At 64.7% G+C, this 24,891-nt stretch carries 20 protein-coding genes; 12 read left to right on the top strand and 8 right to left on the bottom strand.

Annotation, left to right across the window (positions count from 1 at the left end; all coding sequences use genetic code 11):
- Window positions 1-7: 7 nt before the first annotated feature.
- Both BLS26_RS16780 and cmk read left to right on the top strand, forming a co-directional pair.
- Window positions 8-415 carry a hypothetical protein gene (locus BLS26_RS16780; protein WP_092512906.1) on the top strand — a complete coding sequence of 136 codons (408 nt, stop codon included), beginning with the start codon at window positions 8-10 and terminating at the stop codon, window positions 413-415.
- A 6-nt stretch (window positions 416-421) separates the two neighbouring features.
- The gene (cmk, locus tag BLS26_RS16775) at window positions 422-1,060 is read left to right on the top strand and encodes a (d)CMP kinase (RefSeq protein ID WP_092512904.1); all 639 of its coding nucleotides are present in this window, start codon (window positions 422-424) and stop codon (window positions 1,058-1,060) included.
- Between the two features lie 11 nt (window positions 1,061-1,071).
- Here cmk and BLS26_RS35775 read toward each other — a convergent pair whose 3' ends face one another.
- Window positions 1,072-1,239 carry a hypothetical protein gene (locus BLS26_RS35775; RefSeq protein ID WP_157676470.1) on the bottom strand — a complete coding sequence of 56 codons (168 nt, stop codon included), beginning with the start codon at window positions 1,237-1,239 and terminating at the stop codon, window positions 1,072-1,074.
- Window positions 1,240-1,733: 494 nt separating this feature from the next.
- Here BLS26_RS35775 and rpsA point away from each other — a divergent pair, with 494 nt between their 5' ends.
- From rpsA to BLS26_RS16725, 10 genes are all read left to right on the top strand, one after another.
- Window positions 1,734-3,434, top strand: coding sequence for a 30S ribosomal protein S1 (rpsA, locus tag BLS26_RS16770; RefSeq protein ID WP_074272187.1), 1,701 nt, complete (start codon window positions 1,734-1,736; stop codon window positions 3,432-3,434).
- A gap of 379 nt (window positions 3,435-3,813) precedes the next feature.
- Window positions 3,814-4,794: a signal peptide peptidase SppA gene (gene sppA / locus BLS26_RS16765; protein ID WP_092512902.1), complete on the top strand. Its 981-nt coding sequence runs from the start codon at window positions 3,814-3,816 to the stop codon at window positions 4,792-4,794.
- 171 nt (window positions 4,795-4,965) lie between these two features.
- Window positions 4,966-5,274 carry an integration host factor subunit beta gene (locus tag BLS26_RS16760; protein ID WP_092512900.1) on the top strand — a complete coding sequence of 103 codons (309 nt, stop codon included), beginning with the start codon at window positions 4,966-4,968 and terminating at the stop codon, window positions 5,272-5,274.
- Window positions 5,275-5,375: 101 nt separating this feature from the next.
- The gene (locus BLS26_RS16755; protein ID WP_092518130.1) at window positions 5,376-5,768 is read left to right on the top strand and encodes a lipopolysaccharide assembly LapA domain-containing protein; all 393 of its coding nucleotides are present in this window, start codon (window positions 5,376-5,378) and stop codon (window positions 5,766-5,768) included.
- 63 nt (window positions 5,769-5,831) lie between these two features.
- Window positions 5,832-6,491 carry a phosphoribosylanthranilate isomerase gene (locus tag BLS26_RS16750; RefSeq protein WP_092512898.1) on the top strand — a complete coding sequence of 220 codons (660 nt, stop codon included), beginning with the start codon at window positions 5,832-5,834 and terminating at the stop codon, window positions 6,489-6,491.
- Window positions 6,488-7,705 (top strand): tryptophan synthase subunit beta, encoded by a 1,218-nt coding sequence (trpB, locus tag BLS26_RS16745; RefSeq protein WP_092512896.1) that lies wholly within the window; start codon window positions 6,488-6,490, stop codon window positions 7,703-7,705. Before BLS26_RS16750 ends, trpB begins: the two co-directional genes overlap by 4 nt.
- A gap of 265 nt (window positions 7,706-7,970) precedes the next feature.
- Window positions 7,971-8,807, top strand: a complete 837-nt coding sequence (trpA, locus tag BLS26_RS16740) for a tryptophan synthase subunit alpha (RefSeq protein WP_092512894.1) — start codon at window positions 7,971-7,973, stop codon at window positions 8,805-8,807.
- A 101-nt stretch (window positions 8,808-8,908) separates the two neighbouring features.
- A complete protein-coding gene (gene accD, locus BLS26_RS16735) occupies window positions 8,909-9,850 on the top strand; it encodes an acetyl-CoA carboxylase, carboxyltransferase subunit beta (RefSeq protein ID WP_092512892.1) in 942 nt (313 codons plus the stop codon).
- On the top strand, window positions 9,847-11,187 hold the full coding sequence (locus BLS26_RS16730; protein WP_092512890.1) for a folylpolyglutamate synthase/dihydrofolate synthase family protein: 1,341 nt from the start codon (window positions 9,847-9,849) through the stop codon (window positions 11,185-11,187). The genes accD and BLS26_RS16730 overlap by 4 nt, the downstream gene beginning before the upstream one ends.
- A gap of 155 nt (window positions 11,188-11,342) precedes the next feature.
- Window positions 11,343-12,083 carry a metallophosphoesterase gene (locus BLS26_RS16725; protein WP_092512888.1) on the top strand — a complete coding sequence of 247 codons (741 nt, stop codon included), beginning with the start codon at window positions 11,343-11,345 and terminating at the stop codon, window positions 12,081-12,083.
- 54 nt (window positions 12,084-12,137) lie between these two features.
- On the opposite strand, the gene trxA is transcribed toward BLS26_RS16725, so the two are convergent.
- From trxA to BLS26_RS16690, 7 genes are all read right to left on the bottom strand, one after another.
- A complete protein-coding gene (gene trxA / locus BLS26_RS16720) occupies window positions 12,138-12,458 on the bottom strand; it encodes a thioredoxin (RefSeq protein WP_092512886.1) in 321 nt (106 codons plus the stop codon).
- Between the two features lie 92 nt (window positions 12,459-12,550).
- Window positions 12,551-16,060 (bottom strand): double-strand break repair helicase AddA, encoded by a 3,510-nt coding sequence (gene addA / locus BLS26_RS16715; RefSeq protein ID WP_371360834.1) that lies wholly within the window; start codon window positions 16,058-16,060, stop codon window positions 12,551-12,553.
- The gene (gene addB, locus BLS26_RS16710; protein WP_092512882.1) at window positions 16,054-19,200 is read right to left on the bottom strand and encodes a double-strand break repair protein AddB; all 3,147 of its coding nucleotides are present in this window, start codon (window positions 19,198-19,200) and stop codon (window positions 16,054-16,056) included. The genes addA and addB overlap by 7 nt, the downstream gene beginning before the upstream one ends.
- 227 nt (window positions 19,201-19,427) lie before the next feature.
- A complete protein-coding gene (locus BLS26_RS16705; protein WP_092512880.1) occupies window positions 19,428-20,150 on the bottom strand; it encodes a nucleotidyltransferase family protein in 723 nt (240 codons plus the stop codon).
- A gap of 146 nt (window positions 20,151-20,296) precedes the next feature.
- Window positions 20,297-20,617 carry a PilZ domain-containing protein gene (locus tag BLS26_RS16700; RefSeq protein ID WP_092512878.1) on the bottom strand — a complete coding sequence of 107 codons (321 nt, stop codon included), beginning with the start codon at window positions 20,615-20,617 and terminating at the stop codon, window positions 20,297-20,299.
- Window positions 20,618-20,705: 88 nt separating this feature from the next.
- Window positions 20,706-22,226 (bottom strand): tRNA (adenosine(37)-N6)-threonylcarbamoyltransferase complex ATPase subunit type 1 TsaE, encoded by a 1,521-nt coding sequence (tsaE, locus tag BLS26_RS16695; protein ID WP_092512876.1) that lies wholly within the window; start codon window positions 22,224-22,226, stop codon window positions 20,706-20,708.
- The gene (locus BLS26_RS16690; RefSeq protein ID WP_092512874.1) at window positions 22,223-24,742 is read right to left on the bottom strand and encodes a PAS domain-containing sensor histidine kinase; all 2,520 of its coding nucleotides are present in this window, start codon (window positions 24,740-24,742) and stop codon (window positions 22,223-22,225) included. Before BLS26_RS16690 ends, tsaE begins: the two co-directional genes overlap by 4 nt.
- Window positions 24,743-24,891 lie beyond the last annotated feature (149 nt).

The following is a 24,891-nucleotide window of genomic DNA, read 5'->3' as shown; positions in this document are numbered from 1 at the left end:
GGCTTTGATGCGTCCGAACACGCTTGCCGAAGCCGTTGCGAGAATTCAGAGCGGCGCTTCACAGGATGTCGTGCTGGCGCAGTTTGTCGATACATTCGATCTCGCACAAACAATCGAGGCGCGTTACATCACAATCGAACAAGAGCCGGCGTTGACGGGCGATAAAAAACTGGATGCCTTAGTGGGTGCGATGGCTGAATATCTGGCGAAGCAACGAAAGTTGGGCCGTGTACCGCATTGGGTTGGAGATCGCGCGCGATACCTCGATCAGCCGTGGTTCACGGTAGCCAATCCCACGGATGCGATGCGCGAATTCCTGAGTTTCAGTAGCCCCGCTGAATTTGCCTCGCGCAACATTTTCACCGAAGAAAGACCGCTACGACGGGCGCGCGGCCTTCATTCATCCGAGTCATAGGACAGCATGATCATCGCCATCGACGGACCGGCTGCGTCCGGCAAGGGCACGCTCGGCAAGCGGCTCGCCCTTCACTACGGTTATCGCCACCTCGACACCGGCGTGATTTATCGCGCGGTCGCCAAGATGCTGCTGGACCAGGGTTTTGAACTGACCGACGAAGCCCGCGCGGTGGCCGCCGCGATGGCGCTCGATCCCCAGGCATTCGGTCATCCCGAATTGAAGTCGCAACGGATCGGCGATGCCGCGTCGGTGGTGTCGGCGATTCCCGGCGTGCGCGATGCGCTGGTCAGCTTTCAGCGGCAGTTCGCGGCCGATCCGCCGGGTGCGGTGCTCGACGGGCGCGATATCGGAACGGTGATCTGTCCGAATGCCGATGTGAAGATTTTTGTGGTCGCGGACCCCGAGGTGCGCGCACGTCGCCGCACGCTCGAAGCGCGCGGGCGCGGCGAAGAGGCCGACGAAGCCTTGGTGCTGGCCGACATCATCCGCCGCGATGAGCGGGACCGGAATCGTGCGGCGGCCCCCCTGAAGGCGGCCGCCGACGCGCATATCCTGGACAATTCAAGTCTCGACATCGAAGGCGGCGTTGCCGCCGCCATCGCGATCGTCGAAGCCGTCCGCGCTAAGCGCGGAGCGCGCTGATCAGTCGCTGATCAGTTCTTGGACCAGTAGCGGTCGAACGGCAGTTCCTGCTCGGCCATGCTGACGATGGGCTGGTCGGCAGAGAAGGTGCGCATGGAGCCGGCGGCGCCGGGCATCGCGGCAATGGCATTTCCGATAGTCAGGACGGCGACGGCCGTCAGCACGATAAAGCTCTTCATAACGGTACTCCCCCTGTTTTTATAACGGTGCCATTGTGTGGGGGCGTGCTTAAGGCCGGGTTCCGTAAATCCCAGGTCCCCTGCCATTCGCGGAATGCGGTCAACAAGCCGTTGAAACGACCGGTTAATGCCGCGGATGTTCAGCCCCTGTCAGCCTTAAGGGCCCGTAAATCGGCCATTTCCGGCTTGCCGAAAATGGCCCTTGGGGCTATATCCAGCGCCATCCGGGCCGCCATCGATGAGATCAGGGCTGTCCGAGCGGGCCGGCAGGAGGTTTTAGCCCCTGCCGTCATTGGAGGAATGTCCCGCTCCAGGTTCTTGAAGTCGATATTCAGGCCCCGGATAAATCAACGTATCGAACGTGCAGGCAAGCTGCCGGCCCGCTTTTGCGCACTCCCGCAAAGAGCGGTCGTCAGGGTTTGCGGATCCCTGACACTTCACGCGCGATATGCCCTTAACCCGACTGGCCGGCGATCCCCGCATCTGGAGAACAAATGGCTTCGACTGCTGCTTCTTATAATCCTACCCGCGACGATTTCGCTGCGATGCTGGACGAGTCCTTCGCCGGCGGCAATCTGCAGGAAAGCTCCGTCATCAAGGGCAAGGTAGTTGCAATTGAAAAGGACATGGCCGTCATCGACGTCGGCCTGAAGACCGAAGGCCGCGTGGCGCTGCGCGAGTTCGCAGGACCCGGCCGCGAAAGCGATCTCAAGGTTGGCGACGAAGTCGAGGTGTTCCTCGACCGGATCGAGAATGCGCTCGGCGAAGCCGTGCTGTCGCGCGACAAGGCGCGCCGCGAGGAAAGCTGGGGCAAGCTCGAGAAGGCCTTCAACAACAACGAGAAGGTTCACGGCGTCATCTTCAACCAGGTCAAGGGCGGCTTCACGGTCGACCTCGACGGCGCAGTGGCGTTCCTGCCGCGCTCGCAGGTCGATATCCGTCCGATCCGCGACGTCGCACCGCTGATGAACAACTCGCAGCCGTTCCAGATTCTGAAAATGGATCGCCGCCGCGGCAACATCGTGGTGTCGCGCCGCACGGTTCTCGAAGAGACCCGGGCCGAGCAGCGCCAGGAACTGGTGCAGAACCTCGAAGAAGGTCAGGTGATCGACGGCGTGGTCAAGAACATCACCGATTACGGTGCGTTCGTTGACCTCGGCGGCATCGACGGCCTGCTCCACGTCACCGATATCGCATGGCGCCGGGTCAACCACCCGACCGAAGTGCTCACCATCGGCCAGACCGTGAAGGTCAAGATCATCAAGATCAACCACGAGACCCACCGCATTTCGCTCGGCATGAAGCAGTTGCTGGACGATCCGTGGCAGGGCATCGAGGCGAAGTACCCGCTGAACGCGCGCTTCACCGGCCGCGTCACCAACATCACCGACTACGGCGCGTTCGTCGAACTGGAGCCGGGCATCGAAGGCCTGATCCACGTCTCGGAAATGTCGTGGACCAAGAAGAACATGCACCCCGGCAAGATCGTTTCGACCTCGCAGGAAGTCGAAGTGCAGGTTCTCGAAGTCGATTCGGTCAAGCGCCGCATCTCGCTCGGCCTCAAGCAGACCATGCGCAATCCCTGGGAAGTCTTCGTCGAGAAGTTCCCGGTCGGCTCCACCGTCGAAGGCGAAGTCAAGAACAAGACCGAGTTCGGTCTGTTCCTGGGCCTCGAAGGCGACGTCGACGGCATGGTCCATCTGTCCGACCTCGACTGGAAGCTTCCGGGCGAGCAGGTCATAGACAACTTCAAGAAGGGCGACATGGTCAAGGCCGTGGTGCTCGACGTCGATGTCGAAAAGGAGCGCATCTCGCTCGGCGTCAAGCAGCTCGAAGGCGACCCCTTCGCCGAGCCGGGCGACGTCAAGAAGGGCGCGGTCGTGACCTGCGAAGTGCTCGAAGTGAAGGAAGCCGGCATCGAGGTGAAGATCTCGGGCACCGACTTCACCACCTTCATCAAGCGCTCCGAGCTTGCCCGTGATCGCAACGATCAGCGTGCCGAACGTTTCGCCGTCGGCGAAAAGGTCGATGCCCGCGTGATCCAGTTCGACAAGAAGGCCCGCAAGGTGCAGGTCTCGATCAAGGCGCTGGAAGTAGCCGAAGAGAAGGAAGCCATCGCGCAGTACGGCTCCTCCGATTCGGGAGCGACGCTGGGCGACATCCTCGGCACCGCGCTGAAGAACCGCGACAAGTAAGCGTCAGGCTTATTGTCCAAGACATCAGGCCCCGGTTTCGACCGGGGCCTTTTTGTTTTTGGGGGTGGCGGTGTGCTCTTCCCCTCTCTCCTTGTGGGAGAGGGTGGCGCCTCACGCAGTGAGGCGATGGGTGAGGGGTCTGTCTCCGCGGATAGAGACCCCTCATCCGCCTTCGCTTCGCGCCACCTTCTCCCATCCCAACTCGGGTATACCCGAGTTGGGCGTCCTAAAATGTCGAAGTCGGATAGATCCGACTTCGATGGGAGAAGGAAGTAAGAGGGCCTTGTTTTCTTCATATTGCATCGCAATTGATGTATCTGGATAACACTTCGCTAGCGCTGCGAATGCAAAACGCGCGGGATACTTTGGGAGAATTTCGATGTCGCTCGATTCAGACGTGATCGTCGATCGCCGCAGGATCCGCCGCAAGCTGACGTTCTGGCGCGTCTTCGCCGCCGTGGTCGCAATCGCGGCGGTCATAGCCGTAGGCTTGGTCGCGACACCGGGCGGCCGCGCTTCGCTGACCTCGTCGGGATCGATCGCGCGCGTCAACATCGAGGGTCTGATCCGCAGCGATCAGGAGCGCGTCGAGGCGCTGGAGCGGCTGGAAAAGTCGCAGGCCGCCGCCGTCATCGTGCATATCAATTCGCCCGGTGGCACCACGGCCGGCTCCGAGCAGCTCTATGATGCGCTGGTGCGCCTGAAGGCCAAGAAGCCGCTGGTCGTGGTGGTCGAAGGATTGGCGGCGTCCGGCGGATATATCGCGGCGATCGCGGCCGATCGAATCATCGCCCAACAGAGTTCGCTGGTCGGTTCGATCGGCGTGCTGTTTCAGTTCCCGAATTTCACCGAGTTGCTGAAGACGGTCGGCGTCAAGGTCGAGGAAGTGAAATCCTCGCCGCTAAAGGCTGCGCCGAACGGGTTTGAGCCGACCAGCCCGGAAGCGCGCGCGGCCCTCGACGCGCTGGTGAAGGACTCCTACGCCTGGTTCCGCGGCCTCGTGAAGGAACGGCGCGGCATGGATGACGAATTGCTCGAAAAGGTCGCGGACGGACGTGTCTTTACCGGCCGCCAGGCGGTGGAACTGAAGCTGATCGATCAGCTCGGCGACGAAAAAGCCGCGGTCGCCTGGCTGGTGGCCGAAAAGAAGGTCAAGAGCGACCTGCCGGTACGCGATTTCAAGCTCAGCCCGCGCTTCGGCGACCTGACCTTCCTGCGGACCGCCGCCTCCATCGCGCTCGATGCCCTCGGTCTGGGCACCGTCGCGCGGCAAATCGAGCAGGCCGGTGTAGCCCAGGCGGTCGACCAGCTCCGGCTCGACGGGATGCTGGCTTTGTGGCGGCCCGCGGCCTCCAATTGAGCCGTGTGGGAGCAGTGCGGGACGATTCTCCCGCATTGCGAGTATTGCCCCAACCCCCTTCCGGGCGGTTTGTCACGTCATTTCGCGACGTCCAAAATTGATTTAGCGTCTTGACAGTTCAAGGCATTTTCACGGAAATGGACAACCGCACGACCGTGGATCCCAGTTTCGATGATCAAATCCGAGCTTGTTCAGCGCATCGCCGAGCACAACCCGCACCTCTATCAGCGGGATGTGGAGAACATTGTGAACGCGATCCTCGATGAGATCGTGGCTGCCCTGGCGCGCGGCGACCGTGTCGAACTGCGCGGATTCGGCGCCTTCTCGGTCAAGCATCGTCCGGCGCGCGCGGGGCGCAATCCACGCACCGGCGCGCATGTGCCGGTCGACCAGAAGAGCGTGCCGTTCTTCAAGACCGGCAAGGAAATGCGGGAGCGGCTGAACCGCGAGGGCGGCTCCTCGCCCGAGGCCGGCGCGTAAGGCTCAGGCTCAAGGCTCGCTGGGCCTGGACGATCTGTAGCCGCGTTGCGGGGCCTGACGAGAGCCGGCTCTGCCGATCTCCATCACGACGAGAGATGGTCATGCGAAAGTTCTTCACGGCGCTGGTCGTCATTCCGATATTCATCCTCCTTGTCGTCTTCGCCGTCGCCAATCGCCATCTGGTGACGGTGTCGTTCGATCCGTTCAATTCCGCCGATCCCTCGGTCGCGGTGACGCTGCCGCTATTTTTGGTGATCGTTGTGGTCGCCATTCTGGGGGTCGCGGCGGGCGGCATGGCGACCTGGTTCCGGCAGCGCCACTGGCGCCGCGCAGCGCGCCAGCACGAGGCCGACGCCCGCAGGGCCCGGTCTGAGGCCGCCGATTTGCGGGCAGCTGCAGCGGCCTCCCGGGGCCAGCCCGAGCGGCTTCCGGCGCTGGCTCCGCGCGGGATTTACGGGGCCGCCGGGCGAGACAAGCAGGGCGCGACGTTGTAGAACCCGCCCCCTAAGCTCCGTTCCAAACCGGCCATCGCGGCTTGCAAGCCACCCCGAGAGACCATGTCCCTGCTTGTCAAAATTTGCGGCCTGTCCACGCGCGAGACGCTCGACGTCGCGCTGGGGGCTGGTGCCGACATGGTGGGTTTCGTGTTCTTCCCGCCGTCGCCGCGCCACCTCAGCCTCGAGGTCGCGCGCGCGCTCGGCAAGCAGGCCAAGGGCCGGGCCACCAAGGTGGCGCTGACGGTCGATGCCGACGACGCGACGCTTTCCAATATCGTCGAAACCCTGCAGCCGGATCTCTTGCAATTGCACGGCAAGGAAACCACCGCACGCGTGCGCGACATCAAGGCCAGGTTCGGCCTACCGGTCATGAAGGTGATTGCGGTCGAGACGTCGGCCGATCTCGCCGTGCTGCCAGGCTTTGCCGGCGTTGCCGACCGAATCCTGTTCGATGCCCGCGCGCCAAAGGACGCCACCCGCCCCGGCGGGCTCGGCGCCGTGTTCGACTGGCACGTGCTGGAAAAGCTCGATCTCAAACTGCCCTTCATGGTCTCGGGCGGCCTTAACCCCGACAACGTCGCGGAGGCCATTCGCGTCACCCGCGCCGGCGGCGTCGACGTATCCTCCGGCGTCGAAAGTGCGCCGGGCATCAAGGATCCCGAGATGATCCTGAAATTTATTCGCGCCGCGCGCGCCACCGAAGAGCTGATGGTCCGATGAATCCAAACCTGCCCAATTCCTTCCGCAGCGGTCCCGACGAGCGCGGACATTTCGGCATCTTCGGCGGCCGCTTCGTCGCGGAAACGCTGATGCCGCTGATCCTCGATCTCGAAAAGGCCTATGCCGACGCCAAGGCCGATCCGTCGTTCCAGGCCGAGATGAACGGCTATCTCAAGGACTATGTCGGCCGGCCCTCGCCGCTGTATTTCGCCGAGCGCCTGACCGAGCATCTCGGCGGCGCGAAGATCTATTTCAAGCGCGAGGAGCTCAACCATACCGGCTCGCACAAGGTCAACAACGTGCTCGGCCAGATCATGGTCGCGCGCCGGATGGGCAAGAAGCGCATCATCGCCGAGACCGGCGCCGGCCAGCATGGCGTCGCCACCGCGACGCTGTGCGCGCGGTTCGGGCTCGAATGCATCGTCTACATGGGTGCGGTCGACGTCGAACGGCAGCAGCCCAATGTGATCCGCATGGAAATGCTGGGCGCCAAGGTGGTCCCGGTGCAGTCCGGCTCGCGCACGCTCAAGGATGCGATGAACGACGCGCTCCGCGACTGGGTCACCAATGTGCACAATACCTTCTACTGCATCGGCACCGTCGCCGGCCCGCATCCCTATCCGATGATGGTGCGCGACTTCCAGTCGATCATCGGCATCGAGACCCGCAAGCAGATGCAGGAGACCGAGGGACGCTTGCCGGATTCGCTGATCGCCTGCATCGGCGGCGGCTCCAATGCGATGGGCCTGTTTCATCCCTTCCTCGACGATCCCTCCGTCGAAATCTTTGGCGTCGAGGCCGCCGGTCATGGTCTCACGCAGCTGCATGCGGCGTCGATCGCCGGCGGCCGGCCGGGCGTGCTGCATGGCAACCGCACCTATCTCTTGATGGATGACGACGGCCAGATCCAGGACGCGCATTCGATCTCGGCGGGGCTCGATTATCCCGGCATCGGCCCGGAGCATTCCTGGCTGCACGAAACCGGCCGCGTCACGTATCTGTCGGCGACCGACGACGAGGCGCTGGCGGCATTTCAATTGCTGTCGCGGCTGGAAGGCATCATTCCCGCGCTGGAGCCGGCGCACGCCATCGCCAAAGTCATGGACCTCGCGCCGAAGCGGCCGAAGGATCATCTGATGGTGGTCAACCTCTCCGGCCGCGGCGACAAGGACGTGCCGCAGGTCGGCGATATCCTGAAGGGCAAGAAGAAGTGAGGGGCGCAACTGGCATCGCGTTCGGATTGAGCACCCCCACCCTAACCTCGAGAGCGAGCTCCGCTCGCCTCGGACCCCGCAAGCGGGAGAGGGAATCCACCGGGTTTGTTGCGCGAGTCTCGGTCACATGGCGGCCGGGTGTTTTGCACAGACTATCGACACGGCAAGCTCTGCCCCCTCTCCCGCTTGCGGGGGAGGGTTGGGGTGGGGGTCTCTCCGCGCATGCAGGCCTCGGCAAGAGCCACAGCATTTCAGGTATCGCACCATGACCACCCGTATCGACACACGCTTTGCCGAGTTGGCAAAACAGGGCCGCTCGGCTTTCGTCACCTTCGTGATGGCCGGCGATCCCGATCCGAAAACCGCGCTCGACATCATCAAGGCGCTGCCAAAGGCCGGCGCCGACATGATCGAGATCGGCATGCCCTTTACCGATCCGATGGCCGACGGCCCGTCGATCCAGGCGGCGGGCTTGCGCGCGCTCAAGGCCGGCATGACCCTGAAGAAGACGTTGGAGATGGTGCGCGCGTTCCGCAAGGACGACGACACCACGCCGCTGGTGCTGATGGGCTACTACAATCCGATCTATATCTACGGCGTCGATAAATTCCTGGGCGATGCCAAGACCGCCGGCGTCGACGGGCTGATCATCGTCGACTTGCCGCCGGAAGAAGATACCGAACTGTGTATCCCCGCGATGAAGGCGGGCCTCAACTTCATCCGCCTGGCGACGCCGACCACCGACGACAAGCGCCTGCCCGCGGTGCTCGCGAACACGTCGGGCTTTGTCTATTACGTCGCGGTCACCGGCATCACCGGCAGCGCCAGCGCCGACTCGAACGTGGTCGGCGCAGCCGTCGCCCGCATCAAGCGGCATACCAAATTGCCGGTTTGCGTCGGCTTCGGCATCCGCACCCCGGAAGCGGCGCGTGCGATTGCCGAGAAAGCCGATGGCTCCGTGGTCGGCACTGCGCTGGTCGATGCCCTGAGCGGCAGCCTCGACGCCGAGGGCCGCGCGACGGCCAAAACCGTCACCGCCGTCGCCGATCTGGTCGCCGCTTTGGCACAGGGCGTGCGGGGAGCAAAACAGGCCGCAGAATAAGCCTAATTGCGTGAAACTACGCGTTATCCGCGGCTTGCCGGGCTCCGTCCGGGCCGCCATATACTCTCACTGATGCGTCCAACCGCATTTCGGAGCGAAACATGAATTGGCTCACCAACGTCGTCCGGCCGAAGATCCGCAGCATCCTCCGCCGCGAGACGCCGGAGAATTTGTGGATCAAGTGCCCGGATTCCGGGCAGCTCGTGTTCTACAAGGACGTCGAGGCCAACCAGTTTGTGATTCCCGGCTCGAACTACCACATGCGCATGGGCGCGGCGGCGCGGCTGAAATCGGTGTTCGACAACGAGACCTGGTACGACATCGCGCTGCCCGACGTGACAGCCGACCCGCTGAAATTCCGCGACGAGCGCAAATATGCCGATCGCATCAAGGATGCGCGCGCCAAGACCGGGCTGAACGACGCCGTCAAGGTCGGCTACGGCAAGCTCGAAGGCGCCGGTGTCGTGGTCGCGGTGCAGGACTTCGATTTCATGGGCGGCTCGCTCGGCATGGCCGCGGGCGAAGCGATCGTGCGCGGGATGGAGCTCGCGGTCGAAAAGAAATCGCCGTTCATCATGTTCGCAGCCTCCGGCGGCGCGCGGATGCAGGAAGGCATTTTGTCGCTGATGCAGATGCCGCGCAGCACCGTCGGCGTGCAGATGCTGCGCGAGGCGAAACTGCCCTACATCGTGGTGCTGACCAACCCGACCACCGGCGGCGTCACCGCCTCCTACGCCATGCTCGGCGACGTGCAGATCGCCGAACCCGGTGCGCTGATCGGCTTTGCCGGCGCGCGCGTGATCGAACAGACCATTCGCGAAAAATTGCCGGAAGGTTTTCAGCGCGCCGAATATCTGCGCGATCACGGCATGGTCGACATGGTGGTGCATCGCCACGAGATGCGCCCGACCCTTGCGCGTCTCTGCCGCCTGCTGACCAAATCGCCGGCAATTGAAGTTGTTTCGAAGCCTGCGCCTGTCATCACCGATCCGGCACAGATCGTTTCGGCGCCGGATGCGGTGCCGGCCGCTCCCCACGCGTGAACGCGCCTGCCGCCAAACCCCAACCGCTCGATCAGTTGATCGCGCGGTTGTCGGCCCTTCACCCGCGGCAAATCGATCTCAGCCTCGATCGCATGCACCGGCTGCTGGCGGCGCTCGATCATCCCGAACGCGGGCTGCCGCCGGTCATCCATGTCGCCGGCACCAACGGCAAGGGCTCCACCGTCGCTTATCTGCGCGCGATCCTCGAAGCCGCGGGTTTGCGCGTTCACGTTTTTACGTCGCCCTATCTGGTGCGGATCAACGAATGCTTTCGCCTCGGCCGCAAGGCTGGCGGCGTGCTGGTGGACGATGACGAATTGCGCGGGACGCTCGAACATTGCGAGCGGGCCAACAGAGGCGAGCCGGTCACGATCTTCGAGATCGAGACCGCTGCGGCGTTCTGTCTGTTTGCCCGGCATCCGGCCGATGTCGTGCTGCTGGAAGTCGGTCTCGGCGGCCGGCTCGATTCGACCAATGTGATCGAGGCACCGCTGGCCGCCGTGATCGCGCCGATCAGCATGGATCACACCGAATTTCTCGGCGACACCTTGACCGCGATCGCCGGCGAGAAGGCCGCCATCATCAAGCGCAACGTGCCGGTGGTGTGCGCCGAACAGGCGGGCGAAGCGATGGCGGTGATCGAGGCACAGGCTAACCGCATGCGCGCATCGCTGCATGCGGCCGGCCAGCAATGGCATGTCAGCGTCGAGCGCGGCCGGCTGGTCTATCAGGACGAGCGCGGCTTGATGGATCTGGCGGCGCCCAAACTGTTCGGGCGGCATCAGTTCGACAATGCCGGCCTCGCGATTGCGACACTGCGCGCGATCGACGCGTTCAAAATCAGTATGCCGGCGTTCGAGGCCGGGATCGTCAACGCCGAATGGCCGGCGCGAATGCAGCGCCTGGTCTCGGGCGCGCTGGTCGATCAGGGACCGCCGGGGTGCGAGATCTGGCTCGATGGCGGCCACAATGCCGAGGGCGGCCGCGTCACGGCCGCGGCACTCGGCGATCTCGAGGAGCGGGTATCGCGCCCGCTGGTCGTGATCGCGGGCATGATGGCGAACAAGGATGCCGGCGCCTTCCTCGCCAATTTCGCCGGACTGACGCGCCACATCATGGCGGTGCCGATCCCCGGCCGCGGCAACGCGATGCCGCCGGACCGGCTGGCCGATGCCGCGCGCGCGCTCGGTATGCGCGTGGAGAATGCGACAAGCGTCGAAGCCGCGTTGCAGGCACTGTCGCGGCTTGCCTATGAAATTCCACCGCGCATCCTGATCACGGGCTCGCTCTACCTCGCGGGCCATGTCCTCGCCGTCAACGGCACGCCTCCTGCATAGATTTCTCGGGTCCCGGCTCTGCGGAGCAGCACGAAGTGCTGCTCCGCAGAGCCGGGACCCATTCGTCCATGGAAGATGGACCCCGGACCAGCAGCGCACCGCTTGCGCGCTGCGCAGCATCCGGGGCACGTTCGCCGAGAGAAATTGGAATCACCATGCGTTTTGCCGCGATTGCCGACGTGCACGGAAATTATCTGGCACTGGAGGCCGTGCTTGCCGACATCCGCGCGCAGGGCGTCGAGGGGATCGTCAATCTCGGCGACATGGCGAGCGGTCCGCTTGATGCGCGGCGCACGATGGACATGCTGATGACGCTCGATGCCACGCATGTGCTCGGCAACCATGACCGCTATCTGATCGACCGGCCGCCGGAGAAGATGGGTTCGTGGGACCGGCCGGCCCACGCGCAGCTCAATGCAGGCCATCTCGACTGGCTGCGCACGGTGCCGACGACATCGGTGTTTCGCGAAAAAGTCTTTCTCTGCCACGCCACGCCCGAGCATGACGAGATCTACTGGCTGGAGACGGTGCAGCCCGACGGCGTGGTGCGGATGTCATCGCTCGACGCGATCGAGGAGCGGGCCAAAGGGATCACGCAATCATTGATCCTCTGCGCCCACACCCATGTCGCCCGTGCGGTGCAGCTTCGCGACGGTCGCCTGATCGTCAATCCCGGTAGCGTCGGTTCGCCCGGCTATCGCGATACCCATCCGCATCCGCATGTCATCGAAGCCGGCACGCCGGACGCGCGCTATGCAATTTTAGAACTTGTCGGCAGCGATTGGCGCGTCACGTTTCGGCACGTGCCTTACGATCACGGCACCATGGCCGCTTTGGCGCGGCAAAACGGGCAACCTGAACTGGCGTCGGCGCTGGCGACGGGATGGATCGGGTAAAACAAAACGGCCGGCGATGAGCCGGCCGCTTTCATTACAACAATCGTCAGCCGATCAGACCGCAGCTGATATCCACTGATGCAGCTTCTGCTTCGGCGCGGCGCCGACCTGGCGCGAGGCCATCTCGCCGCCCTTGAAGATCATCAGGGTCGGGATCGACATCACGCCGTATTTCGAGGCGGTCTTCGGGCTCTCGTCGACGTTCAGCTTCACGATCTTGACCTTGTCGCCCATCGCGCCGGAAATCTCGTCGAGTGCGGGGGCGATCATGCGACACGGGCCGCACCATTCGGCCCAGAAATCGACCACCACCGGGCCGGTCGCATTCAGCACTTCGGCTTCGAAATCGGCGTCAGAAACCTTGCCAACGGCCATGGGAATACCTCGTTCGGTTGGATTAGGGCGCGCTGCGGAGAGAATCGCGCCATCGGATGATGGGGCAAACCTATGAACGCGATCTTGCCGGGTCAAGCACGGTCATCCCTTTGGATAATGGCGGCCAGCTCCGCGTCCAGCGCAGGGGCTGAAATCTCCATGAATTCAGCCGTTTCGGTCCAAACCAGCGCGGCGCGAACCGGCCGCTGGGGATAAAGCTGGCCGAGCACGGCCCGATACAGCGCCAACTGGCGGATATATCCCTTCGGCGCCTCGGCTACTTCAGTCGGCGGGGTGTGGTTGGTCTTGAAATCGACGATCAGAACCTCGTGATCGCTGACCGCCAGACGGTCGATCTGTCCGGAAACCAGCGCCGGTCGCCGGTGCGGCCGCTCCAGCCGGCCGACGATCGACACCTCGGCACGGCTGCCGTCCGCGAATACCGCCGCGAAGCGCGGGTCGGCAATCAAGGCCAGCGCGTTTTCCGTAAGCCGCTCGCGTTCGTCTTCGGTCCAGCCATCGGCGTTGCGGGCGAGATAGGCGAGGGCTGCATCGCGTCGGCTTGAAGCCGCGATATCGGGCAGCGATTGCAGCAGCCGGTGCACCAGCGTGCCGCGCTGGAGCGCGCGGGCCCGCTGCGCGATGGATTCGCCGGTGCGGACCGGATGGCTTTGTTCGTTGGTGGGTTCAGAAGGCCGCAGCGCGCTTTCTGCCGACTTCTCCGGCTGCGCCGGCGTCAGCAGCCAGGTCGGCAGCGCGATCGGTGCGGCTGTCGGCGCAGCAGCAGCGGAGCCAGTAGCGGGAGCGGCTTCCTCCGCCAGCGTGTAGCGCGTCACCTTGCCGTTGGGCGTTTCGAATTCCTGCATCTGCAGGTCCGAACTCGCCAGACCCTTGGTGATCAGGTCGTACCAGGACAATTTCCGCACCGTGTTCATGTTGCCGGGCAGGCAGCCGCCAACGACTAATCTATCCGCCGCACGCGTCATCGCGACGTAGAGCAGGCGGCGATATTCATCCTCGGTATCCGCGATCATGGCCGCGCGCGCGGCGACAACGGAGGCGGGATCCTCGGCCTTGCGGCCGGCCCACACCACCACGCCCGGCGCATGCGGATCGGCGTTTCCCTGGGAGAGGTTGATCAGCTTCAGCCGCTGCGTGTCCGAAGGCGACGTCGTGGTATCGACCAGGAACACGACGGAGGCTTCCAGGCCCTTGGCGCCGTGCACGGTCATGACGCGGACTTCGTCGCGCGAGATTTCCATGTCGCGCTTCACTTCGGTGTCGGCCGCGCGCAGCCACGCCATGAAGCCCTGCAGCGAAGCCGGCGCCTTGCGCTCGTAGTTCAGCGCCAGTTCGAGAAATTCGTCGAGTGCGTCGTTGGCCTCATGCCCAAGCCGTTGCAGGATGCGCGCGCGGCCGCCGTCGCCGCCGAGCAGCCAGGCGTAGAATGCAAACGGCGTCTCGTGGACGACGCGGCGCTCGCATTGTTCGAGCCGCCACAGCACATCCCGCAACAGGCCGTCGGTCGCGGCGCGCATCGTTAGCGCCGCGCGCAGCGAGCCCTTGCGGTCCCGCGCCAGCTTGAACAGATCGTTGTCGGTGAGGCCGAACAGCGGGCTCTTCAGCGCCACCGCGAGCGCCAGGTCGTCCTGCGGCAGCAGCAGCGCGTCGGCAAGGTTCATCAGGTCGATGATCGCGATATGCTCGGTCAGCTTGAGCCGGTCGGCGCCGGCGACCGGGATATTGGCGTGCTTCAGCGCCTGGATCACGGCGTCGAATGCGTTGCCGCGCCGTCGCACCAGCACCAGCATGTCGCCATAGCGCAGCGGCCGGCGCGCGCCCGTGCTGCCGGTCATCGTGCCGCCGTCGACCAGCGACTTGATCTCGGCCTGAATGCGCCGCGCCAGCTTCACTTCGGGGCTGGTCAGCGAGACGCCGTCGAATGGCGCGCGCCAGCCCTCGATGTCCTGCCGGTCGTCGGCGACGGCGAGATCCCAGAGGTCGATCTGCCCGGGACCGGCATCAGCGAGCCAGTTGTGGACGGGATGACCGGTCTCGACCGAATGGATACTTCGGAAAATATCCTGCTCGCGGAAGACGTGGTCGACCGACTTCAGGATCGCCGGGCCCGAGCGGAACGAATAGGTGAAGGACACCGGATCGAACTTCAGCCCGGCACCCTCGAACTTCTTCTGTAGTTCCCGGCGCCGCAGGTCGAACTCGCGGGGAGCCGCGCCCTGAAACGAAAAGATCGACTGCTTCTCGTCGCCGACCGCGAACACCGTTCGCACCAGGCCGTCGCGCGCGCCGGCGCCCGAGGTGAATTCCGAAATGATGTGCGCGACGATGTCCCACTGACGCGGGCTGGTGTCCTGCGCCTCGTCGATCAGCACATGGTCGACGCCGCGGTCGAGCTTGTAGTGCACCCAGCCGGAAGAGACGCGGTCGAGCATCGCGAGCGTCTTGTCGATCAAATCGTCATAGTCGAGCAGGCCGCGTTCCTGCTTCTCGCGCCGGTAATTTGCAGCCGCTGCGGTTGCGATATGCAGCAGCGCCTCGGTGCGGTCGCGGGCGGTGACGGCGCGACGTCGCTCGATCAGCGGTATGATGCGGGAGAATTCTGAATCGAACAGCCGGCCCAGGGCCGGATTGTTATCGATAAACTTCTTCGTCACCACCGATTTGCGCGGCGTCCGGTCGGCCTCGGTGAGGAACACGCCGAAATATTCATCGACCTGCGCCGCGCCGGTAAAGATCAGGGCGTCGCGCAACCGGCGCGCCTGCTCCTGGTCGGTTTTATTGCCGGTATCCAGAACACGGGCGATCTCCGGCCAGCGCGATCGCGGCAGGTCCGGTCCATCGACGATGGCGCGCTCGACATCTTCGATGCGGTCATCCGGATCAACGCCGAGGGCTGCGGAAATTTGCGCCGCGGCGGCATGCGCGCTGCCGGCGGCGTCGGTCCAGGCCATGAAATGATCGCGGCTCAGACAGGCCTCGCGCACCACGTCCTTGAAGGTGACGTCGGCCGCGCTCGCCATCGCCGTCATCAGCGCGCGCCCGGTGGCGCTGTCGGGATGGCGCGACGCCTCGAGAAATACGCCGAGATTGGCGCGCTCCATCATCTCGGTCTGGTCGCGGTCGTCGAGCACGGCAAAGCGCGCCGGCACATTGGCCTCGAACGGGAATTGTTGCAGCAGCCGCGTGCACAGCGCGTGGATGGTCTGCACCTTCAGGCCACCCGGCGTTTCCAGCGCACAGGCAAACAGCTTTCGCGCCGATTTGCGCAAGCCGCGATCGGGATGGGCGATGCCAGCGTCCTTGATCGCCGCATCAAGCGCCGCGTCATCGAGCGTGACCCAATGGCCGAGCGTCGTGAACACCCGTTCCGCCATGTTGGCGGCCGCGGCCTTGGTGAAGGTGATGCAGAGGATCTTTTCCGGCGCCACGCCGTCGAGCAGCAGCCGGATCACGCGCTGCACCAGCACATGGGTCTTGCCGGAACCGGCATTGGCCGAAACGAAGGCGGAGGCGGCCGGATCGGACGCGCGCGCTTGCGTCGCGCGGACCGCCGATGGAATCGTGCGCGGGGCCTTCACCATTCCTCGATCCCCAGGCCGCCGGCCGCGGACCATTCCTTGATGCGGGCGAGGTCGTCATAGGCGCCGTAGCGGTTCGACCACATCGAGAGATTCAGCGAGGTGTAGGCCTGATCCTCGTTCTCGAACGCGCGGATCAGGGCTTCCAGCTTCTGCAGCGCCTCGTCGGCCGCGGCATCCGGCGGCTGCGGCGTGTCGTTGTTGCGGATTTTCAGCTCGAGCGTCCGCTGCTCGCCAGGCGGATTGTTGCCGCTGAGCCGGACATAAACGAGTTCGCCGACGGACGCGCCGGCGTCGATATTCGCAAAGCCACCCTGGCGCAGGATCGCGGCCTCCAGCGTCAGTTGCGGCGACAGGCCCATGCGCACCTGCTTGCCGGTCGGCGGTTGCCCGGTCTTGTAATCCAGGATCGCAAAGCTGCCGTCACGGCGCTGTTCGATCCGGTCGGCGCGGGCGGAAAGGGTGAAGGTCCGCGCGTTGTCGAGCGGAATTCCGATTTCGCCTCGGGTCTCGGCGAAGATTTTGGCGAGGTTATCGCGCCGCGCCTGCTCCCAATCGGCGAACCAGCCGACGATGCGCTGGAACCGCGGCCACCACAGCGCCTTTGCCTCCGGCCGTTCCATCAGCGGCGCAAAATGCTTGGCGCCGATGCCGCGCAGCGTCTGCACGACGTCGCCGGGCAGCGCTTCGGCATAGGTCTGGGTGAATTCGCCGAGCGCATCATGGATCGCCGAACCGCGATCGGCCGCCGACAGCGGCATGTCGACGGGATCGAGCGGATCGAGCCGCAAAATATACTTCGCGTAGATGGTGTAGGGATCGCGCAGCCAGTCCTCGATCGCGGTGACCGACAGTTTGAGCGGCCGCGTCGCAAGCGGCGGCTTGGGCGCGGGCTGTTCGATCGGCTGGACCTTGTCCGGCCGGTCCAGTTCATCGGCAAAACGGACATAGTTTGCGCCGGCCAGCTTCGCCGCGTTCCAGCGCGCCTCGCCGGCGACGGCCTCTAACCGGTGCAGGAAGCGCGAGGCGACCGCCGGCGCGCCGCCGACTTTTGCCGAATGGCTGAGAATCACCTCGCCATGTCCGAGCAGTTGCGCGAAATCGTGCGCGGAGAGGCCGATGCGCCGCTCCGGCAGATCGAGGCCGAGTTCATGCCGCATCGGCCGGCTCAGCCATGGATCGACCCGCGGCGCCGGCGGCCACACGCCTTCAACCAACCCACCGAGGATGACGCGATCGGATTCCGTCAACCGCGCTTCGAGTTGGCCGTAGATCTGCAGCTGCGCATCGGCATGTTCCGGCCGCCGCACCATGCGGTCGGCAAAGGCGGTCTGAAACACTTCCGCGTAGTCGCCGAGCTGGACCGCAAGCCCGCTCTGCTTCTGTTCGCCAAGCAGCTCGTCGAATGCTGCGGCGAGGACCGATCCCTGGGTGCCCTCGAATACCACGGCGATGCCGTCCTGGTCGGATGAAAGCGCTGATAGCACCTCGTGGTGGCGCTGCGCCAGTTCGGCGAAATCATACGGCTTTGACGTCGCCATGCTCTCCAGCGGCGCAAACGCCTTCTGCAGAGCTGATATCAGCGACTGGGCCAGATCGAGTTCATCCTCTTTCAACTTCGCGCGCTGCTCGGAGCGATGAAGCGAAGAGGTTTCCTTGTTGTTGAGTTTTTTGAGCTCGCTCCGGAAACGATCGAAGTCGCGCGCAAGGCCACCACTGCCGGCTTGCGGCCGGGTGCCGCGCAGCACCGCCAGTTCGAGCACTTCAATGGCGCGCTTGAGCGCACCATGTGCGCCACCGAGCCGGAACAGCGGATGCTTCAGCAGCGCCAGCAAGGTCGGCGGCTCCAGCCCCTTGGCGGCGGCTTCCGCCGTGAGGCGCGCAAAAATGCCGGCGGAGGTGTCCGTCAGCGCGTCGCCGCCGGAATCGTCGAATTCGAGATTCCAGCGGGTCAGCGCCGCCATCACCCGGCGCGCCAGCGCACGGTCCGGCGTCACCAAGGCGGCCGATTTGCCGAGATGTCGCGCCTCGCGCATCGCAATCGCGATCGCCAGCGACTCCATTTCGGAATTCGGCGCCTCAACCACCGCGAGGTTGGCCATCCCGGCGGAAATCTTTAGCGATACGTCCGGCTCTGCCAGCCGGTCATGCCATTGCTCGGTCGCGCTTGAGGGGCGCATCGTCTCCGAGACCAGCACGTCGCGTCCCCCTGCGGCCGGCGTGCCGAGGATTTCGACATCGCCGCGCTTGATACCGAAACGGTCGAGCAGTCCCTGCATCGCGAATTGCGGATGGTTCGACGAGGGTTGGGTGGTGAATTTACCCTGCGCATCCCTGACGCCGCCGATGATCTGCCAGGCTTCGTCGTCGAGATCGGTATCGAGCCCCGGCAGCACCACCGCGCCCTGCTTCAGGTTGGCGACAACGCCGAGGAATTTTGCGGTCGTCGGCATCGAGCCGGTCGAGCCCGCCGCGATCACCGGGCCGTCGTGATGCGCCGCGAGGCGCGCGGCTTCCGCGTCGATCAGACGGTCGCGCCGCTCCGCGGGCTCGATCCTGCCGATTTCCTTCAGATGATCCGGCCATATTTTGCGCGCGATGCGCAGAAATTCCAGCGAGTGCTGCCAGTATTGGTCGAGCTGGTCCGGCACCAGTTTGTCGAGCGCTTCCCAGGCGACGCCGCGCGTCACCATGTCGTCCATCAGCCGGGCCAGATCGCCGGCCAGCGCCAGGGTCGAAGCCGGGCCGCCGACCACGAGCGGCGACAGTACCGGACCTTTCGCCCACGCGGCAACAAGGTGCGCCAGCGTCAATCGCCGTTCGAGTTCGCCGAGCCGCGGCGGAATGTCGAGCGGCGCTGTGCCGCCGAACTGTTCGGAACTTTCCGAAAACGCCAGTTCGTCCTCGTCGATGTCGCCGAGCGCAACGATGCGCGGCAGGATCGCGGCATCGGTCTTCAGCTCGTCGAGAAAAATTTCCCGCGCCAGCCGTCCGGCGCGCCGGGTCGGCAGGTAGAGTGTCGCCCGCGCCAGATTCAGCGGATTGCTGCGCGCTTCGAATCCATCGACCAGCCGGCCATCGACCAGAGCGGCGATGACGGTGCGCAACAGCGGCACGGAGACGGGGACGCTGAAAACGCGCATGGGCTTCCTGATTCGAGGTCAGGGGCCAATATAGGGGGGGATTCAGGGTTGGTCATGGGGCGAGGAGGATTTGCACCTCTCTCCGTCGTCCCGGCCAAGCGAAGCGCGAGCCGGGACCCATACCACGTGATATGGCGATAAGGCAGGATGGCTGACGCCGTGGGTAACAACAAGCGACGGTGGCTATGGGTCCCTGCGTTCGCAGGGACGACGATAGATTGGCGCGCCTACGCCACGCTCTCCAGAAACGCCTCTTCAGCGTCGTGCACCGCATCGGGGGTTCCGACATGCATCCAGACGCCGTCGAGCCGCAGGCCGAACAGCCGCTCCTGTTCGTTGGCGCGGTCGAACAGTTTCGTCAGCGAGAACTCGCCCGCGGGCGCGTCGTGAAACAGCGACGGCGACATGATCGCGGCGCCGGCATAGACGAACGGCACCACCTGATGCTCCTTGCGCTTGCGCAGCGCGCCATCCGGCAGCATCGCGTAGTCGCCGCGGCCGGCATAGCCGATGCTGGTCGTGGTCGGCGCCATCAGGAGCAGGATGTCCATCCGATCGGGATCGAAGGTTTCGGCGAGCCGCGTCAGGTTCGGCCGCACGCCGTCGATCCACATCGTATCGGCGTTGAGGTGGAAGAACGGCTGGCTCCCCAGCAGAGGCAGCGCCTTCACCACCGCGCCGCCGGTGCCGAGCACCTGGTCGCGCTCATCGGAGATGATGACGCGGGGGTGGCTGCGCGCGGCGGTATGCGCGATGATCTGGTCGGGCAGGTAATGCACGTTGACCACGGCCTCAACGACGCCGGCAGCGGCGAGCTTGTCCAGCACATGATCGAGCAAGGGCTGACCGGCCACGCGCACCAGCGGTTTCGGCATGTTGTCGGTCAACGGGCGCATGCGCAGGCCAAGACCGGCGGCAAGGACCATGGCTTTGCTGGGTACTACGGACATGTCGGGAATTCTCTAACCATCAAAGGCGCGCCAACGCGCCAAGAACTATTTCAAGGATCATATCACGGCGATTCGCCGCTTAAAGCGACTGTGAGGCGATAGTCGCCGGACATGACGGCTGTAAGACGGCGCCGGCACACCAGACGTCAGACCTCGGCGTCGGCGCGCTTGGCCGAAGCCTTCTTCTTCTTGTCGGAAAGCTTCAGGAAATTGACGCCGATCTGGTCGCCATTGACCCAGGCCAGTTCGCAGCGGCGATAGGCGAGCCCGGTCGACGACAGCAGCAGAAAGAATTCCTTCAGATGCAAACCTTCGACGGAACCCTCGACCGTCAGCTTGGCGCCGGTTTCGGAGACGTCCTCCATCACGCAGTCGCGCCGCCAGGTGCCGTCGATGCCCATCATGTGCGCGGCAAAACCGCGCTCGAATGTGACGCGATCGCCCTTCCGCCGTTCTGCTGTCGCCATGGCCGAGTTCCCGCTTCCAAGACGGCTGCCCCAAATACCGGGCACAGCCTTTCCCAGCTTAAAGCCAGGGTGGCTAACAAGAGGTAAATCAGGCAACCGGCGGGGGGACGTGGGCGGCATACCAGTCGCGGAAACCTGCCAAAGCGGGGTGCGCCAGCGAGCGGTTCAGATAGGTCCAGATCCGGGGCTGGTGGCGCAGATATTGCGGCTTTCCGTCACGGCGGTTGAGCCGGGCGAAGGTGCCGAGCAGGCGGGTGTTTCGCTGCGCCGACATGATGGCGTAGAGCTCGGCGAAATCGGCGGCGTCGAACTGGCTGTCGGCCGCGCGCCGCGCCTTGATGTAGCGGGTCAGCAGCGACAGTTCGAGCTGCTCCGGGACGTCGATCCGCGCATCCTGCAGCAGCGACACCATGTCGTAGGCGGCAGGCCCCAGCACCGCATCCTGGAAGTCGATGATGCCGACGCGCAGGATGCCGGTGCGTTCGCCGAGCCAGATGATGTTGGGGGAATGAAAATCCCGCATCACCCAGGTCCGCGGCGCCGCCGCCGGCTTCGCCAGCACCTGTCGCCACATCGCGCCGAATTCCTCACGGGCTTCCCGGCTCAGCTCGACGCCGCGGTCGACGAAATACCATTCGGTCATCAGCCCGATCTCGACCAGCCAGGCGTCGACGTCGAACACGGGAATGGCGTAGTCGAGCTCTCGCGTCAGCGGCAGGGTTTCGGGCAGCGTCTCACGGTGCAGCGCGGCCAGCATGTCGGTGGCGGCCTCGTAGCGCTCGGCGATCGGCCGCGGCGGCTCGCCCTCGATCACACCCGCGCCGCCGAAATCCTCGGTAATCAGGAAACCCTGTTCGAGATCGGTGTGCCGGATCGCGGGCGCCGAGAAGCCGTGCCGGCGCAGGCCGCTGGCGATGGCGACGAACGGCTTGACGTCTTCGGCCAGATGCACCGCCGCGCTGTAGGATTTCCCGTCATAGATCGCCGGTCCATCTGGACGCCGTGGTGCGTTCATCAGGATGGCGGTGCCGTCGTCCTGGGCAAGCCGGGCATAGGAGCGGGTTGAGGCATCGCCGGGCATGCGTTCGCGCCGGGCATCCATGAAGCCGGTATCGCCCAGGAAATTGCGCAGCGCGTTCAGTCGCTCGACTTGTGCGGCCGCCTTGCCATGACCGGTAATCTCGGCGGCGCGCGCCGAGGATCCGAACGCGGGACGATGCGTGAACGCGATGTCGATGCGATCTGCGGGAAGCGCATCCGGCGCGCGCTCCGGCCACTCGATCAGCACCAGCGTGGCCTCCGGCAGCGGCGACAGCCCGATCTCCTCCAGCTCGCTGGCATCGTTGATGCGATAGAGGTCGGCGTGAACAATCGGAAACGGCAGGTCGTAGCTCTGCGCCAGCGTGAAGGTCGGGCTTGGTACTTCCAGCGCGGCATCGTCGGCGAGATAGCGGATCATCGCCCGCGCCGCTGCGGTCTTGCCGGCGCCGAGATCGCCCGACAGCGTGATCACATCGCCGGGACCGACCAGCAGGGCCAGGTCCGCCATCAGATGCGCGGTTGCCGTCTCGTTCGCCAGCGCCACGGAGAATGTCGCTGGCGCGGTCATTCGGCGGCGTTGCGATGGGCGTGCTGGTCGATCGGAAAGTCGCAGGAGACCGTGGTGCCGTGGCCGACCGCCGAATCGACCCGCACCTTGCCGCCGTGCAGTTCGACAAAGGAGCGCACCAGCGACAGGCCGAGGCCGGCGCCGCGGTGCCGCGAGCCGTTGGAATGGCTCTCGAACCAGTCGAACACCTTGTCTTTCACGTCGGCCGGAATGCCGGGGCCGGAATCGGTGACGGTGAAGGTCACCCGATGCTCGTTGCGCTGTGCGCTGATCGTGACGGCCGCATCATGCGGCGAGAAGCCGACCGCATTGGCGAGAAGGTTGTAGAGCACCTGCACGACCCGGCGTTCGTCGCCGATGAAGACGCCGATATTGGGATCGATGTCGACCTTGAGCTCGATGCGGTCGGTCGCGAGCCGGTCCTGAATGCCTTCGGCGGCGTCGTGGATCGCCTTCTCGATATTGACCGGGCCGAGCTCGAGCTTCATGGCGCCGGCATCGATGGTGGCGAGATCGAGAATGTTGTTGGTCAGCGCCAGCAGCGCGTTGGTCGATTTGGTGACGTAATCGAGATATTCGGCCTGCTTTGCCGTCAGCGGGCCGGTCGAGGGATCGCTGAGGAAATGCGCGAAGCCGATGATGGTGGTGAGCGGCGCGCGCAATTCGTAGGACACGTGGTGGACGAAATCGACCTTCATCTGGTCGGCGGTCTCAAGCGCCTCGTTGCGTTCGCGCAACGCCCGTTCGACGTTCTCGGTGTCGGTGATATCCTGGAACGTCAGCATGGTGGCGCCGTCGGGCAACGGCATGGTCATGCAGTCCAGCACGCTGCCGTCCTTGCGCTCGAGCTTCAGCGCCACCTGCGCCCGGTTCTCGATCGCGGTGATCGCCTCGCGCAGCGTTCGCCATGCCAGATCGTCATCGAACAGCGGCTTGCACAGCGCTTCCAGGGTTTCGATATGCGGCTGTTCGCGTAAGGAATCGGTCGACAGCTTCCACATCTTGGTAAAAGCCGGGTTGAACAACTGCACGCGGCCGTTGCTCCCGAACACGGCAACCGCTTCGTTGAGGTTGTCGAGCGTTTCATGCTGCACACGGGTGAGGCCGTCGAAGCGCCGCGCCAGATCGAGGCTTTCGGTGACATTGTCGAACAGATAGGTGACGCCGCCTTCGAGGTTCGGCGTGGTGACGACGCTGACCGCGCGACCATCCGGCAGGAACCAGGTGTAGGTCTCGGGTTCGACGGCGCGATAGGCTTCGTGCAGTTTCGCCTTCCAGGCCCGGAAATCCGGCTGCTCTGGCAATTTGCGCGCGGCGCGCAGCCGGTCGAGCACGCTGGAATCGTCGGGGTTGGCGTCGAGGAACGCCTGATCGAGGCCCCACAGCCGCCGGTAGGATTCGTTGTAGAAGGCGAGCCGCCGCTGGCCGTCGAACACAGCGACGCCCGACGACAACTGGTCGAGGGTGCGGCGATGCGCTTCCGCCATCCGGTCCATGGCGGCGCGGAGCGAGGTCGCCTCGCTGGCGTCGATCGCGATGCCGGCACTGCCGCCGGCCAGCTTCACGGCCTGGACGTCGTAGATGCGCCGCTCGCCGCCGACCACGATCGGCAGCCGCGCGTTGAAGGTGGAATGGCCGTGCAGCGTCCGGCTCATGTCGCTGCGCTGCTCGGTTTCGAGCAGTTCGAGGTTGCGCTGGATCGCATCTGCGACGCTGGCGCCCTCGGTGGCTCGCACATAGGCCGTATTGGCGTAGCGAAGGTTGCCTTCCGTGCTCTTGGCCCAGATCGGCCAGGGCGCGGCGGCGGCGAAGTCGCGCAACAGCTCGGTCTCTTCCTGCAGCGTCTTGTAGCGCAGGTTGGATTCGGCGAGTTCGCGGCGCAGTCCGCCGAGTTCGCGAATCCGGACAATGGCTTGGCCGCCGATGGCGCGGCCCATGGCCTCGATTGCGCGGCCGTTCGAGGTGGAGAGGTTGAGCAGAAAGCCTTCGCCGGCTTCGCGCAACGCGTCGACCGCATGGTCCATTTGCAACGCCGGTTCCGGCGGCAGCCAGGTTCCAAAAGCGAGGATCCGCTGCGGCGAACTCTGGGCGGCGTCCGCCGAGATCAACAGCGAGGTGTCGCCAGAGATCTGCGGCCGGTTTTCGCCCGCGGCCCAGGCAATCAGGATTTGCGGCTCGGCGAACAGCAGCGCGCGCAGCCGGTCGGCCTGATCCTGCAGGCCGGCGATGTTGGCGCGCAGGCGGAGTTCGATGCGGGTGGCCCGAACCCGGGTGCGCATCAACAGGATCGCCGCCACCACGGAAAAGCCGAGCAGCGCCAGCGACGCCGTCAGCACCGCGAATTCCTGATGATTGAAGTCGAACCAGGTCGAAATCGCCTGTTCAACGGTCAACTCGCCGGCCAAAGCGGGTTCCGATGCGGCCGACAAAGCGGTGGCGAGCGCGAGCAGGCCGTGGCGCGCCAGTGAGGTGCACGACAGCAGGTTTCGACGCATTGCCGCGACTACGCCCGACATAATTTGCCCCAGAACGCACGACTCCAGCGCGCGGCGCGAACCCCCGCCGTGCACGAATCGACTGACATTATCTGCTTCGGGACTCGGCCGGTAAGAGTCCAGACCGTGAACGTGAATTGGCTTGTGTAAAAATGAGCGGATTACCGCTC

Source organism: Afipia sp. GAS231 (assembly GCF_900103365.1).
GTDB lineage: Bacteria > Pseudomonadota > Alphaproteobacteria > Rhizobiales > Xanthobacteraceae > Bradyrhizobium.
Note: the sequence above shows the minus strand (reverse complement) of the source record. Positions and strands in the feature narration are given on the sequence as shown.